Source organism: Anaeromyxobacter sp. SG66 (genome assembly GCF_022690805.1).
Classification (GTDB): domain Bacteria; phylum Myxococcota; class Myxococcia; order Myxococcales; family Anaeromyxobacteraceae; genus Anaeromyxobacter; species Anaeromyxobacter soli.
Map to the genome: position 1 here is coordinate 38,040 of NZ_JALCZC010000026.1, position 14,231 is coordinate 52,270.

Sequence of the window (14,231 nt, forward strand, 5' to 3'; positions counted from 1 at the left end):
GCGGGCGCGGGTCGTCGAGCCCGTTGACGGGCGGGTTCATCTCCTCCACAACAGGGGCTGCCGATGCCCCCTCCTACGCCCTCCAGCAGCGCGGTCCGTGGGGCCGCCGTCGCCGCGTCCGCCCTCGCCCTGCTCGGCGCGTGCGGCACGGTCTCGCCCTCACTCTACGTCTCGAGCCGGACGGCGCCGCCGCGCGACGTCGCTCGCAAGGTGGGCGCGCCCGCGCCGGCCGCGCCTCCCCAGCCACAGCCGCAGGCGCCGGAGCCCGTCCCCGCGCCGCGCTCGCTCGCCGACCTCGTCGACCTCGCGCTCGCGCGCGAGCCGGCGACCCGGGCCACGTGGCACGACGCGCGCGCCGCGGCCGCCCAGGCCGGCTCGCAGCGCAGCCTGTACTGGCCCTCGCTCGAGGCGACGGCCTCGCTCCTGCGCCAGCGCTCGGGCGGCGGCCCCAACCGCGCGTCCTCGACGAGCACGACCGCGGGCGCGAGCGCGAGCCTCACCTGGCTGCTCCTCGATCTCGGCGCGCGGGGCGCGCTCGTCGACGCGGCCGACCGGCTCCTCGTGGCGGCGCGGCTCGCCGAGCACGCGGCGGTGGCCGATCTCGTGCTGCAGGTGCAGCAGACGTACTTCCAGTACCTCGGCGCGCGCGCCCTCGCCGAGGCGGAGAAGACCTCCGTCCGTCAGGCGGAGACGAGCCTCGCCGCCGCGGAGGCCCGGCGCCAGGCGGGGCTCGCCACCATCGCCGACGTGCTGCAGGCGCGGACGGCGCTCTCGCAGGTGCAGCTCGTGCTGCAGCAGGCGGAGGGCCAGGCGCTCGCCCTCCGCGGCGCGCTCGCCACGCTGGCGGGTCTCTCCCCCACCGCCGAGCTCGAGGTCGGCGCGCTGCCCGCGGAGGTGGATACGGCGCGGGCGCGGCCCACGGTGGACGAGCTCCTCGCGCTGGCGGCGGCCCGCAACCCGGACGTCGCCCGGGCGCGCGCCCTGGCCGACGCGGCCGATGCCCGCGCCCGGGCGGCCTCCCGCGCCGCCTGGCCGACGCTCTCGTTCCAGGCGAGCGCCGGGCGCACCCACTACCTCGCGCCCGAGGGGCTCGACCCGACCACCTCGTGGTCCGCGGGCCTCGTCCTCCGCGTCCCGATGTTCGAGGGGCTCGGCCCCGCCTACGACGCGCTCGCCGCGCGCGCCACGGCCGACGCCGCGCGGGCGCGCGCCGACGCCGCCGGGCAGCGGGTCGCGCTCGACGTCTGGACGAGCTACCAGGGCCTCAGCAGCGCGGGGCGCCGGCTCGAGACCTCCCGCGACCTCCTCGCCTCCGCCCGCGCGTCCTCCGACGTGGCGCGTGGCCGGTACCAGGAGGGCGTCGGCTCGATCCTGGACCTCCTGAACGCCCAGTCCGCCCTCGAGACCGCCCAGGCCGAGAACGTGCGCGCGCGCTCCGACTATCTCGTCGCGCTCGCCCAGCTCACGCGCGCGAGCGGCCGCCTCGATCTCCCCGCCGCGGCGCCCGCGGCCCCCGCGCCGTCCGACCCGCAGGTCGCGCCGCCCGCGCTCGAAGGAACACCATGACCCCTCGCACCGCCTCCACCGCCGCGGCCCTCGTCCTCGCCGGCGCCCTCGCCGGCTGCTCGCGCGGCGACGCCCGCAGCGTGGCCGGGCCACGCCCCGTCCCCGTCCGCGCGGAGCGCGCGGTGGAGAAGGACGTGCCCGTCGAGGTGCGCGCCGTCGGCCGCATCGTCGCGAACCAGTCCGTCGCGGTGCGCGCGCAGGTGTCCGGGCCGATCGTGGCGGTGCACTTCACCGAGGGCCAGCAGGTGAAGAAGGGCGACCTGCTCCTCGAGCTCGACCGCCGCCCCTACGCCGCCGCGCTCGCCGGCGCGCGGGCGAGGCTCGAGCAGGATCGGGCCCGGGCGGAGAACGCGCGCGCCGACGCGAAGCGCTACGCCGAGCTCGTGGAGAAGGAGTACGTGACGCGCCAGCAGCACGACGCGGCCCGCGCGAACGCCGCCGCGCTCGACGCGACGGTGGTCGCAGACCAGGCCGCGGTGGACCGCGCCGCGCTCGACCTCTCCTACTGCACGCTCCGCGCGCCCGCCGCGGGGCGGACCGGGCGGCTGCTCGTGCACCCCGGGAACCTCGTCTCCTCCGGCGCGCAGGAGCCGCTCGTGACCATCGAGCAGGTGAAGCCGGTCTTCGCGGCGTTCTCCATCCCGGAGCGCCACCTCGCGGCGCTGCGTGGCCGCGTGACCGGCCTGCCGGTGCGCGTGCGCCCGGCCGGCGGCGACGCCGACGTCGAGGCGACGCTCGCCTTCATGGACAACGCGGTGGACGCCGCCACCGGCACGATCCTGCTCAAGGCGCGCGTCGAGAACGAGGACGAGGCGCTCTTGCCCGGCCAGGTGGTGGACGTGTTCCTCCGCATCGCAGAGCGGAGCCGCGCCATCGTGGTGCCGGCGTCCGCGGTCGCGTCCGGCCAGCAGGGCGACTACGCCTACGTCGTGAGCGCCGAGCGCAAGGCGGTGCTGCGCCCGGTCGTCGTCCAGCAGGCGGGCGACGCGGAGACGGTGATCGGCGAGGGGATCGCGGCGGGCGAGCTCGTCGTCACCGAGGGGCAGCTCAAGCTGCGGCCGGACGCGCCGGTCGAGCTCCTCGGCGAGCGGCCCGCGCCCGGGACCGGCGACGGCGGCGCGAAGGGCGCGGCGCGATGAACCTCTCCGCCCCGTTCATCCGGCGGCCCGTCATGACGACGCTCGTCATGGCGAGCTTCACGCTGTTCGGCGTGTTCGCCTACCGGAGCCTGCCCGTCTCCGACCTCCCCGTGGTGGACTTCCCCACCATCTCGGTGAACGCCTCGCTCCCCGGGGCGAGCCCCGAGACGATGGCCGCGTCCGTCGCGACGCCGCTCGAGCGCCAGTTCTCGAACATCGCCGGCATCAAGTCGATGAACTCGTCGTCGAGCCAGAGCTCGACCTCGATCACGCTCGAGTTCGACCTCGACCGGGACATCGACTCGGCGGCGCTCGACGTGCAGGCGGCGATCTCGGCGAGCCTCGGCCAGCTCCCGTCGAACATGCCGAACCCGCCCACGTTCCGGAAGGTGAACCCGGCGGACCAGCCCATCCTCTACCTCTCGCTCACCTCCCCCACCCTGCCGCTCTCGGCGGTGAACCGCTACGCGCAGGACCTCGTCGCGCAGCGGGTCGCGACCGTCCCCGGGGTGGCCGAGGTGGCGATCTTCGGCGCGCAGAAGTACGCGGTGCGGATCCAGCTCGATCCCCGCGCGCTCCAGGCTCGCGGGCTCGGCCTCGAGGAGGTCACCGCGGCCGTCCGCAACGCGAACGCGAACCTGCCCACCGGCGTGGTCGAGGGCCGGGACCGCGCCTACACCGTCGAGGCGACCGGCGGGCTCCTCACCGCCGCCGACTTCCGCCAGGTGGTGGTCGCCTTCCGGGACGGGGCGCCGGTGCGCCTCGCCGACCTCGGCGAGGTGAAGGACGGCGTCGAGAACGACCGCGTCGCGGCGTGGTTCGTCCAGGGCGGCAAGGACCAGCGGAGCGTCACCGTCGCGGTGCGCAGGCAGCCGGGCACGAACACCGTGCGGATCGCGCGGGAGGTGCAGGAGCTGCTCCCGACGATCAACCAGCAGCTCCCGGCGGCCGTCGAGCTCAAGGTCATCTACGATCGCTCCGAGTCGATCCGCCACTCGGTCGGGGACGTGCAGTTCACGCTCCTCCTCACGCTCGTCCTCGTCGTCCTCGTCATCTTCCTGTTCCTCAGGAACCTGCCCGCGACGGTCATCCCGAGCCTCGCCCTCCCCGTCTCGCTCGTCGGCACCTTCGGGATCATGGCGGCGATGGGCTACTCGCTCGACAACCTCTCGCTCATGGCGCTCACGCTCGCGGTGGGGTTCGTCGTGGACGACGCCATCGTCATGCTCGAGAACATCGTGCGCCACATGGAGCGCGGCGAGGCCGCGCGGGAGGCGGCGTTCCGCGGGTCGAAGGAGATCGCGTTCACGATCCTCTCGATGACGATCTCGCTCGCGGCGGTGTTCCTCCCGATCCTCTTCATGGGCGGGCTCGTCGGACGGCTCTTCAAGGAGTTCGCGGTCACGATCGGCGCGGCGATCCTGGTGTCCGGCTTCGTGTCGCTCACGCTGACGCCGCTCCTGTGCGCGCGCTTCCTGAAGCCGCACGCCGCCGAGCGGCACGGCCGCCTCTACCGGAGCACCGAGCGCGCGTTCGACGCGATGCTGCGCTTCTACGACCGCGGGCTCACCTGGTCGCTCGCGCACCCGCGGTCGGTCCTCGCCTTCTCCGCGGCCGTGCTCGTCCTGATGATCCCGCTCTGGCAGGCGGTCCCGAAGGGCTTCCTCCCGAGCGAGGACACGGGGCGGCTCCTCATCAACACCGAGCCCGCCGAGGGGACGAGCTGGGACGCGATGGTGCGCGCGCACCGGCAGGTGGCGGAGATCGCGACCCGCCACCCGGCCGTCGAGCACGCGAACTCGACGGTCCGCAGCGTCTCGAGCGGCTTCGTGTTCCTCAAGCTCAAGGACGGCACGCGCGCGCACGTCGACCAGGTGATCCGCGACCTCCGCGGGGAGCTCGGCGCGGTGCCGTCGCTCCGGGCGTTCCCGATGAACCCGCCCCCCATCTCGCTCGCCGGCGGCGGCGGCCGCGCCCTCTACTCGGTGACCCTCCAGGACGCCGACACCGACGCGCTCTACAGGGCGGCGCCGGCCCTCGAGGCCCGCATGCGCGCGCTCCCGGCGCTCGCCGACGTGAACTCCGACCTGCGGCTCGCGTCGCCGCGCGTGACGGTCGCGATAGACCGCGACCGCGCCGCGGCGCTCCAGATCGCGCCGCTCGCGATCGAGGACGCGCTCTACACCGCCTTCGGCTCGCGCCGGGTCTCGGTCATCAACGCGCCCGAGGACCAGTACGACGTGCTGATGGAGCTCGACCCGGGCTTCCGCCTCGATCCCGGGGCCCTCTCCCTCGTCTACGTCCGCTCCGCGTCCGGCAAGCTCGTCCCGCTCGACGCCGTCGCGCGGCTGGGCCGCGCGGTGGGCCCGCTGTCGGTGAACCACGCCGGGCAGCTCCCGGCGGTGAACCTCAGCTTCAACCTCGCCCCCGGCCGCTCCCTCGGCGAGGCGATGCAGGGGATCGAGGGCGCCGCCGCGGAGGTGCTCCCCGCGACGGTCGCCACGCGGTTCCAGGGCACGGCGCAGGCCTTCCAGGAGTCGATGCGGGGCCTCGGGCTCCTGCTCGTGATGGCGGTGCTCGTCATCTACGTGGTGCTCGGGATCCTCTACGAGAGCTTCGTGCACCCCATCACGATCCTCACCGCCCTCCCCTTCGCCGGCTTCGGCGCGCTCGTCACCCTGCTCCTGTTCCGCACCGATCTCTCCATCTACGCCTTCGTCGGCATCATCATGCTCGTCGGCCTGGTGAAGAAGAACGGCATCATGATGGTCGACTTCGCGATCGAGGCGCAGCGCACGGGGAAGTCGCCGCGCGACGCCATCCACGAGGCGTCGCTCGTGCGGTTCCGGCCGATCATGATGACCTCGATGGCCGCGCTCATGGGCACCCTGCCCATCGCGTTCGGGCTGGGCGCAGGCGCGGAGTCGCGCCAGCCGCTCGGCCTCGCCGTCGTCGGCGGCCTCGTCTTCTCGCAGTTCCTCACGCTCTACGTGACGCCGGTGTTCTACGTCTGGATGGAGCGGCTCCGGGCCGGCCTCGGCCGGCGCCGCGCCTCGACCCCGGGCGGCGTCGCGCCCGACCGCTCCGCCGCAGCCCCGCAGCCCTGACGCGCGCCCGCCCGGAGGACGCGCTCCGCGAGCCCGGATCCAGGGCGCCGCCGGGTCTGGCTCCGCGCCGCGCGCCCGCTCCCTCGCCCCCGCCGCGGGCCCTCGCGCGGGCCGCCATCGGACCCGCGCCCTACGTTGAAGTCCAAAGGGAGGGAACGATGAACAAGGACCAGATCAAGGGCAAGATCGAGGAGATCAAGGGCGACGTGAAGCAGCGCATCGGCGGCGCCACGAAGGACCGCTCGACGCAGGGCGAGGGCTGGCTGGAGGAGAAGAAGGGCCAGATCCGCCAGGGCGTCGGCGACCTCAAGGAGAAGGTCAAGCGCGAGGACGAGCGCGACCCGACCCGTGACCTCGACCGCGACGTCTGACGCGGACGAGCAAGCCCGTAGAGAAGACGGCGCCCCGGCGGCCATGAGCCGCCGGGGCGCTTTCCTGCGCGAGAGCCTTCGTCAGCGGCCCGCGCTCACCAGCCGCACTTCTGGCCCGCGTTCTGCGCGCGCAGCCACGCGCGCAGCGGCGCGAAGTACTCGAGCAGCGCGGACGCGTCGGCCTTCCTCGAGCCGGTCAGGGCGGCCATCGCCTCCGGCCACGGCTTCGACGCGCCGAGCTCCATCATCGCCTGGAGCCGCTTCCCCGCGTCCTTCGAGCCGTAGATCGAGCACTGGTGCAGGGGACCCTTCCACCCGGCCGCCTCGCAGAGCGCCTTGTGGAACTGGAACTGGTACACGTGGGCGAGGAAGTAGCGCGTGTACGGCACGTTCGCCGGGACGTGGTACTTCGCGCCCGGGTCGAAGTCGTCCTCGGTCCGCGCCACGGGGGCGTCGACGCCCTGGAACTTGCGGCGCAGCTCCCACCACGCGGCGTTGTAGCGGTCCGGCGCGACCTTCCCGCTGAACACGTCCCAGCGCCACTGGTCGATGAGGCGGCCGAACGGCAGGAACGAGACCTTCTCCAGGGCCTTCTTCATCTGGAAGTTGATGACGCCGTGGTCGTCCTTCGCGACCGCCGGGACGAGGCCCACCTGCTTCAGGTAGCCGGGCGTCACCGAGAGCGCGATCGCGTCGCCGAGCGCCTCGTGGAACCCGTCGTTGGCGCTGTCCTGGTAGAGCACCGGCAGGTGCACGTACGCGCGCTGGTAGTAGTTGTGCCCGAGCTCGTGGTGGATCGTGACGAGATCCTCCTCCGTGGGCCGGATGCACATCTTGACGCGCAGGTCGGCGTCGTAGGTCACGTCCCACGCGCTCGCGTGGCACACCACCTCGCGGTCCTTCGGCTTCACGAGCTGCGAGCGCTGCCAGAACGTGGCCGGGAGCGGGTCGAGCCCGAGCGAGCTGAAGAACGCCTCGCCGAGCTTCACCATCCGGGTCGGATCGTACCTCTGGCGCTTCAGCGCCGCGTCCACGTCGAGGCTCCCCGCGCCCTTGTACGGCTCGACGAGCGGGTAGAGGTTCGACCAGTCCTGCGCCCACATGTTCCCGAGCAGGTGCGCCGGGATGGGCTTGCCGTCGGGGACCCTCTCCTTCCCGTAGAGCTTCTGGAGCCGGGCGCGGACGAAGCAGTGCAGGTCGTCGTAGAGGGGCTTCACCTCCGCCCAGAGCCGGTCGACGTCCGCCTCGAACTCCGCGGGCGGCATGTCGTAGTCGGCGCGCCACAGGTCGCCGAGATCGCGGAAGCCGATCTCCTTCGAGCCCTCGTTGCCGAGCGCGACGAGGCGCGTGTAGAGCGGCCGCATCTCGCGGGAGATCGTGTGCCAGCCGGTCCAGGCGTCGAGCAGCTCGGGGTAGCTGTGGCTCTTCGCGAGGACCTCCTCGAGCTCCTGCAGGTCGCGGCAGCGCGGCGCCGGCTTGCCGGGCGCGGGCGTACCGCACCACTTGCCCTTGCCGTAGATGCCCTCGAGCTTGGCGGCGATCTCGGCGAGCTCCCGGCGGCGCGCCGGATCGCTGGGCGCGGGCAGCGGGGAGGCGACCTTGAGCAGGTGCAGCATCCGCGCGGTGTCCGCGTCCACGTCGAGGCCGTCGAACCGGACCGACGCCGCGATCGCGCCGGACAGGTAGGCCATCACGTCCTCGTTGAGGGCCGCGGCGTTTCGCTCGGTGTCGTCGGTGATGTAGGTGGCCTTGATCCAGTCGGCCGTCGAGGAGCGGATCCAGAGCCGCTTCAGCTCGGAGTTGACGCCGTCGACGAAGGCCCTCGCCTCGGCGGCGGTGGGCTTCCCGGGCGCCGCGGGCGCGACGACCACGGCGCGCGTGTCGGTCGCGGCAGGGGCAGCCGCCTGCGCGGGGGCGCCGGCGAGGAGACACGCTGAGAAGAGTGGGACGAGCGGGAGGAGTCTCATGGGGCGCGGATCCTACGGGCGAGCCGCCCCCCGCGCCAGCGCGCGCACGTCACCCCGGGTCAGCCGAGCCGGGGCGCGCTGCCGCGCGCCCCTTACGGACCCAGGCGGGGTGCGCGCCGCTTCAGTGTGGCTGGCCGCCGCCGCGCCGGTCGTTCGCGAACATCCCTGCGAACGAGCGAGGCTCCTCGTGCAGCTTGAACAGAGGGCACTTCTCGCAGGACCAGCTGTCCCAGTCGAGCCTCACCGCGACGTCGAGGCAAGCGTCGTAGTGCAGGCAGTAGAGATTCCGGTGACCGGCCACGGTCGTCTCGGAGCGGATGAGCTGGGTGAGCGGGGTCGGGTTCGGATTGGTTTCCACCTGGGTGCTCCTGGTCTCGTTCGGAACAGGCATGCGGCCGGTCGATTCCCGGGCCGGGGCCCGTGCGGAAAAAGTCGTTGGAAAGCGCGCAACTTGGGGGCTACCCCACGAGGACGGAAGCCCCGATCGGGACGAACCGATGCGCGAATCGATGGTGCCTCCGGTATAACGGCGCTTTCCACGCTGTGCCGCTGACGGGCTCACTCCAACCGGTATTCGCTGTAAGTGTACGCATCGGGGGTCCGCGGGCCCTGCGACGAAGCGCCACGGAGGCCCGATGGTTGACGCACAGTGCATCGGTTGCGCGATCTCGCGCGGCCTTCATCGGGTTCCCGGCGGCCTCCTGCGGCGCGAGGGAGGCTTCGTCCTGCACGCCCTCGCGGACCCGTCGCCGCTCCGAGGCTGGCTCGTCCTGACGAGCGAGCGGCACGCCCGCGCCTGGTACGACCTGCCCGAGGACGAGCTCGCCGCGCTGGGGCCGCTCGTCGCGCGCGTCATGGCCGCACAGCGCGAGGCCCTCGGCGCGGAGCACGTCTACGCCTTCGCCATCGGTGACGTGCTCCGGCACTTCCACCTGCACCTCGTTCCGCGCTTCTCGGACACGCCGGAACGGCTGCTGGGGCGCCGCTGCTTCGAGGGGCGGCCGGAGGACATGCGTCCCGAGCCAGACCTCGCGGCGGCGGCCGTCGCCGTGGCCGCCGCGCTCCCCCGCCGGCCCGCGGCGCGCTGAGCCGCTCGGCCGCCTGGCGGGCGCTAGCCCCCGCCGAGGAGGGGCGCGAGGCCGTCACGAAACGAGGGATAGGCGAGCGAGACGCCGAGCGCGGCGCGCGTGCGCTGCGAGTGGATGCGGCGGCTCGGGCCGCCGGCCGGGGCCGCCGAGACGGACGGCGCGATCCCGAGCCGGCCGCAGATCCACGCCACGACCTCGCGGCGCCGGGTGGGCTCGGCGTCGCTGCCGTGGTAGACGGCCCCGGGAGCGGCGCGCTCCAGCGCCGCGAGGACGAACGAGATCGCGTCCTCGCGGTGGCAGAAGTTCATCCACGCGTCGTCACCCGGCCCGAGCGCGAGCCGCCCCGTGCGCACCCGGTCGACGATTCCAGCCCGGCCCGGGCCGTAGAGTCCGGAGAGGCGGACCACCGCCGTCCGCAGCGCACCGGCGGACGCGCCGCGCACGAGCGCCTCCGCTTCCACGAGCACCTCCGCGCTCGCGCTCGCGGGCGCGGGCGGCGACCCCTCGTCGACGTCCGACCCGTCGCGCTGGCCGAACACGCCCGTGGAGCCGGTGTAGACGAAGGCGCGCGCGCCTCCCCGCGCGGCGGCGGCGAGGAGGGCGCGGTTCGCCTCGACGTACGCCGCCCGGTACGCCTCCACGCCGTCCGCGCCGGCGGCCTGGCAGGCGACGATCGCGTCCACCTCCGGGAGCCGCGCCGCGGCACCGCCGGCGGCGAGGTCGACCGCGAGCGGCTCCACCCCGAGCGCGCGCAGCGCCTCTGCGCGGGCAGGGTCGCGGCGGATCCCGGTCACGCGATCGCCTCGCTCGACGAGGCGGCGCGCGAGCGCCGTCCCGAGCCAGCCGCAGCCTGCGACGAGGACGTGCATGCGTCACCTCGCGGAGAGGGTTCGCGCCGATTATGACCGGAGGGCGGCGCGCGTGCAGCCGCTCCTCTCGTGGCGCGCGGGGAGGCGCATGGATCGACCGGCCCTCGTCGTCCTCGCCGGCCTGCAGGGGGCGGGCAAGTCGAGCTTCTTCCGCGCCCGCTTCTCGGCGACCCACGCTCACGTGTCGAAGGACCTCTTCCAGAACGCCCGCGACAAGCGCCGCAGGCAGCGCGAGCTCGTGCACGCCGCGGCGGCGGCGGGGGTGCCCGTCGTCGTGGACGACACGAACCCGCGCCGCGAGGATCGCGCCGCCCTGGTTGAGCTCGCGCGCGCGCTCGGCCTGCGGCCGGTGCTGTACTGGTTCCCGCCGGACGTGCGCGCCTCGCTCGCGCGGAACGCGGGGCGCAGCGGGAAGGCGCAGGTGCCGAAGGTCGCGATCTTCGCCACCGCCAGGCGGCTCGAGGCGCCGGAGCCGGCGGAGGGGTTCGCGGCGGCGTACGAGGTGCGCGCCGCGCCGGAGGGCGCGTTCGTCGTCACCGCGCGGCCTGAGCTCGCAAGCCTGCCGTGACCCGTTCGGGTCTCGGCGGCCTGACGAAGGGCTATAGTGCGCGGATGCAGAACCGGAGAAGCGCTTCGGGCGTGGACGGGAACGACCCGCGCCGGTCATTTGCGAAGAGCGTCGCTGAACCCGCGGGGATGACGAAGCGGCGCCGGCGCGCAGTGTTCGCGGGGATCGCCGTCGTGCTGGGCGTTGCCGTCGCATTTCGATTGTACGGCCTGGGCCGCCTGCCCGGCATCAATGGCGACGAGGCGTGGTACGGCGTACAGCTGGCGCGGTTGCTGGACGGCGCTCCCTTCGAGTGGCGAACTCCACACGGAAACATCCCCGGGCCGCTGCACTCGGGTCTTCTCCTGCTCCTCCTGCTCTTTTCGCCGCGATCGCTCACCGTGCTCAGGCTGCCGAGCGTCATCTCGTCGCTCGCGCAGATCGGCCTCACGTACGCGATCGCGAAGAAGCACTTCGACCGGCCGACGGGAGTGATTGCGCTGCTCCTCACCGCGTCGCTTCCAATCAACATCGCTTATGCGCGGTTCGGATGGGACCCGAGTCACTCCGGTCTGGCCGCGATCGTTGCAGCTCATTTCGCGCTGTCGGGGAACGTATGGGCGAGCGCACTCGCGTTCGTGTTCGCGCTCCTCGTTCACCCGACGAATGTGTTCGTCGCACCGTTCCTAGTTGCCGTTCTCTTCGGAGTGGAGCACGCACGCATCGGCTGGCGCGGGGCCCTCGTTCGCACTGGACTTCACGCTGCGCTCCTGGGCGCCGGTCTCGCCGTCCTGGGGCTCGCGGCGGCGCCCGGAGACGCGCGCGCGATCACGGGCGACGCGCTGACGCGTGCAGTGGATCCATCGGCATGGGTGGCCTCAGCGGTTCTCTACTCGAGGCTGTTATCGGGCGACAGCGTCTACCAGTATGTCGTTGGCTCCGGCTTTGGTGCGGCCACGACGCTCACCGATCTCCTGGTGGGGACCATCCTCCTTGCTCTCTTGGTGATGGGCGGCCTTGCGCTCCGTGCGCGGCCATTCGGTCGTGAAGCCGGGGTCGTGGTGGGCTGGCTGGGGTCGGTCGCGAGTTTCTTCATCCTCGTCGGCTCGGACGCAATGCGCCCGCACCTCGAGCGATACGCCGTCTGCCTGCTCGTTCCCACGACTCTCGCGATGACCGTGTTGCTGCGGCATGCTCTCGGACGCGCGAACGGCGCCGTCCCTGCCATCGCCGCAGGGATCATGGCGACGCTCGCGCTCGCGGGATTCGGGACGCGCTATCTGCACCAGCTTCAGACGCGGGGGTCGAGCTCACACGAGACGTTCTGGACGGGTCCAGTCGAGCCGAAGGAAGAGGCCTTTCGTCGCATCGCCGCCGACGCGGAACACAATGGCGGCGCGTGCATCGTGGCGGACAGCTGGTGGGTCTACTGGCCGCTCGCGTTCCTCGCGCAGGGCACGAACCTGCTGGTCACCGAGCCGAACGCATTGCCCGCGACGGCGCCACCCGGCGGGGTGTATTTGGTCGGATTCCCCGACGGCCCTTTCGAACGCGCAGCATCGCGAACCCCGGCGCTTCTGCCGCGCTGGGACATCCACGGCGCGGAAGGCAGAACCGTCTTGCGCGTCTGGTGGATGCCTGCGCAATTGCAGTGAACCGAATCGCGTCGGCCGAGCGCGGAACTTCGGTCATGCCGTGCTCCTCTCGCGCGTCCACGCCCCCCGTGCACGTTCCGCTCGTCAGCCGCTCTTCAGGGCCGCCGCGACGATCGCCCTCGCCTCCTCGAGGATGCGCGCGAGGTGCGCCTCGTCCCGGAAGCTCTCCGCGTAGATCTTGTAGACGTCCTCGGTGCCGGACGGGCGCGCCGCGAACCAGCCGTTCTCGGCGACCACCTTGAGCCCGCCGATCTCCGCCCCGTTCCCGGGCGCGCGCGTGAGCCGCGCCACGATGGGCTCGCCGGCGAGCGTCCGCGCCTTCACCGACTCCGGGGCGAGCTTCTTCAGGATCGCCTTCTCCGCGGGGGTCGCGGCGGCGTCCACGCGCGCGTAGACCGGCGCGCCGAGATCCGCCGCGAGGGCCTGGTAGAGCTCTCCGGGGTCCCTGCCGGTGCGGGCGCTCATCTCCACCGCGAGGAGGTCCATCACGATCCCGTCCTTGTCCGTCGTCCAGGTCGTGCCGTCGCGGCGGAGGAACGACGCCCCCGCGCTCTCCTCGCCGCCGAAGCCGATGGAGCCGTCGAGGAGCCCCGGCACGAACCACTTGAACCCGACGGGCACCTCCACGAGGCGCCGCCGGAGCCGCGCCGCGACGCGGTCGATGAGCGCGGACGAGACGAGGGTCTTCCCGATCCCGGCGGCGGGGCTCCAGGCCGGGCGGTTCCGGAAGAGGTAGTCGATCGCGACCGCGAGGTAGTGGTTCGGGTTCATGAGCCCGGACGCGGGCGTGACGATGCCGTGCCGGTCGGAGTCGGCGTCGTTCCCGAAGGCGAGGTCGAACCGGTCCTTCATGGCGACCAGGTTCGCCATCGCGAACGGCGACGAGCAGTCCATCCGGATCTTGCCGTCGTGGTCGAGCGGCATGAAGCCGAAGGTCGGATCCACCACCGGGTTCACCACCGTGAGGTCGAGGCCGTACTCCGCCGCGATCACGCTCCAGTAGTGCGCGTTCGAGCCGCCCAGCGGGTCGACGCCGACGTGCAGGGGCAGGCCGCGGGCGCCGTCGAGGTCGAGCGCCGCGCGGAGCTCCTCGACGTAGGGCCGCACGTAGTCGCGCACGTGCACGCTCGCGGCGCGGCGCGCGGCCTCGTAGCCGAGCCGCTTCACCCCGGCGTTCCCGGCCTCGAGGAGCGCGTTCGCGCGCGCCTCGATGGCCGCGGTGACCGCCGTGTCGGCCGGCCCGCCGTCGGGTGGGTTGTACTTGATGCCGCCGTCCTCGGGCGGGTTGTGGGAGGGGGTGATCACGATCCCGTCGGCGAGCCCCTCCGTCCGCCCGCGGTTGTGGCCGAGGATCGCGTGCGAGATGACCGGCGTCGGGACGGGAGCGCCGCCCTCGGAGATCACCACCTCCACGCCGTTCGCGGCGAGCACCTCCAGCGCCGTGCGCTCCGCGGGCTCGGAGAGCGCGTGCGTGTCGCGCCCGAGGAAGAGCGGCCCGGTCACGCCCGCGCGGGCGCGGTGCTCGCACACGGCCTGCGCCACGGCGAGGATGTGGGCCTCGTTGAAGCTCCTGCGCAGGGACGAGCCGCGGTGGCCGGAGGTTCCGAAGGCGACGCGCTCGGCGGGATTGGCGGGGTCGGGCCGCTCCGAGACGTAGCGGCGCAGGAGGTCCGCGACGTCGACGAGCAGGTCCTTCGGGGCGGGCTTGCCGGCGAGGGGATGGGGCATGGCGGAAATCTCGCACTCCCGCCGGTCTTGTCACCGTCACGGACGGGCCCGACAATGGACCGATGCGCCTCCCGGCGGCGGTCGCCGCCCTGCTCCTCTCGCTCTCGTCGCCGCCCGCGCGCGCGCCGGGGCCGCCGCCTGCGCCGCCCGCTCCCCGCGCCGGCGACGCGGCGCAGGGGGGCTTCCGGGTGCTC

Annotated in this window: 11 protein-coding genes; 7 read left to right on the forward strand and 4 right to left on the reverse strand. The window is 73.3% G+C overall.

What is annotated here, in order from left to right:
* Positions 1 to 63: 63 nt before the first annotated feature.
* From MNZ39_RS09960 to MNZ39_RS09975, 4 genes are all read left to right on the forward strand, one after another.
* Positions 64 to 1,566 (forward strand): TolC family protein, encoded by a 1,503-nt coding sequence (locus tag MNZ39_RS09960; RefSeq protein ID WP_242337917.1) that lies wholly within the window; start codon positions 64 to 66, stop codon positions 1,564 to 1,566.
* On the forward strand, positions 1,563 to 2,705 hold the full coding sequence (locus MNZ39_RS09965) for an efflux RND transporter periplasmic adaptor subunit (RefSeq protein ID WP_242337919.1): 1,143 nt from the start codon (positions 1,563 to 1,565) through the stop codon (positions 2,703 to 2,705). The genes MNZ39_RS09960 and MNZ39_RS09965 overlap by 4 nt, the downstream gene beginning before the upstream one ends.
* Positions 2,702 to 5,812 carry an efflux RND transporter permease subunit gene (locus tag MNZ39_RS09970; protein WP_242337921.1) on the forward strand — a complete coding sequence of 1,037 codons (3,111 nt, stop codon included), beginning with the start codon at positions 2,702 to 2,704 and terminating at the stop codon, positions 5,810 to 5,812. Before MNZ39_RS09965 ends, MNZ39_RS09970 begins: the two co-directional genes overlap by 4 nt.
* Positions 5,813 to 5,970: 158 nt before the next feature.
* Positions 5,971 to 6,183 carry a CsbD family protein gene (locus MNZ39_RS09975; protein ID WP_242337923.1) on the forward strand — a complete coding sequence of 71 codons (213 nt, stop codon included), beginning with the start codon at positions 5,971 to 5,973 and terminating at the stop codon, positions 6,181 to 6,183.
* A 95-nt stretch (positions 6,184 to 6,278) separates the two neighbouring features.
* Here MNZ39_RS09975 and MNZ39_RS09980 read toward each other — a convergent pair whose 3' ends face one another.
* Positions 6,279 to 8,150 (reverse strand): M2 family metallopeptidase, encoded by a 1,872-nt coding sequence (locus tag MNZ39_RS09980; RefSeq protein WP_242337925.1) that lies wholly within the window; start codon positions 8,148 to 8,150, stop codon positions 6,279 to 6,281.
* 121 nt (positions 8,151 to 8,271) lie between these two features.
* On the reverse strand, positions 8,272 to 8,508 hold the full coding sequence (locus MNZ39_RS09985) for a hypothetical protein (protein ID WP_242337927.1): 237 nt from the start codon (positions 8,506 to 8,508) through the stop codon (positions 8,272 to 8,274).
* Positions 8,509 to 8,785: 277 nt separating this feature from the next.
* Here MNZ39_RS09985 and MNZ39_RS09990 point away from each other — a divergent pair, with 277 nt between their 5' ends.
* The gene (locus tag MNZ39_RS09990; RefSeq protein WP_242337929.1) at positions 8,786 to 9,238 is read left to right on the forward strand and encodes an HIT family protein; all 453 of its coding nucleotides are present in this window, start codon (positions 8,786 to 8,788) and stop codon (positions 9,236 to 9,238) included.
* A 23-nt stretch (positions 9,239 to 9,261) separates the two neighbouring features.
* On the opposite strand, the gene MNZ39_RS09995 is transcribed toward MNZ39_RS09990, so the two are convergent.
* Positions 9,262 to 10,107: an NAD-dependent epimerase/dehydratase family protein gene (locus MNZ39_RS09995; protein ID WP_242337931.1), complete on the reverse strand. Its 846-nt coding sequence runs from the start codon at positions 10,105 to 10,107 to the stop codon at positions 9,262 to 9,264.
* On the opposite strand from MNZ39_RS09995, the gene MNZ39_RS10000 reads away from it, so the two are divergent.
* Positions 10,106 to 10,675: an AAA family ATPase gene (locus MNZ39_RS10000; RefSeq protein ID WP_242337933.1), complete on the forward strand. Its 570-nt coding sequence runs from the start codon at positions 10,106 to 10,108 to the stop codon at positions 10,673 to 10,675. The two genes, MNZ39_RS09995 and MNZ39_RS10000, sit on opposite strands and share 2 nt — an antisense overlap.
* 44 nt (positions 10,676 to 10,719) lie before the next feature.
* A complete protein-coding gene (locus MNZ39_RS10005) occupies positions 10,720 to 12,309 on the forward strand; it encodes a glycosyltransferase family 39 protein (RefSeq protein WP_242337935.1) in 1,590 nt (529 codons plus the stop codon).
* A gap of 84 nt (positions 12,310 to 12,393) precedes the next feature.
* On the opposite strand, the gene pgm is transcribed toward MNZ39_RS10005, so the two are convergent.
* Positions 12,394 to 14,037 (reverse strand): phosphoglucomutase (alpha-D-glucose-1,6-bisphosphate-dependent), encoded by a 1,644-nt coding sequence (gene pgm, locus MNZ39_RS10010; RefSeq protein WP_242337937.1) that lies wholly within the window; start codon positions 14,035 to 14,037, stop codon positions 12,394 to 12,396.
* Positions 14,038 to 14,231 lie beyond the last annotated feature (194 nt).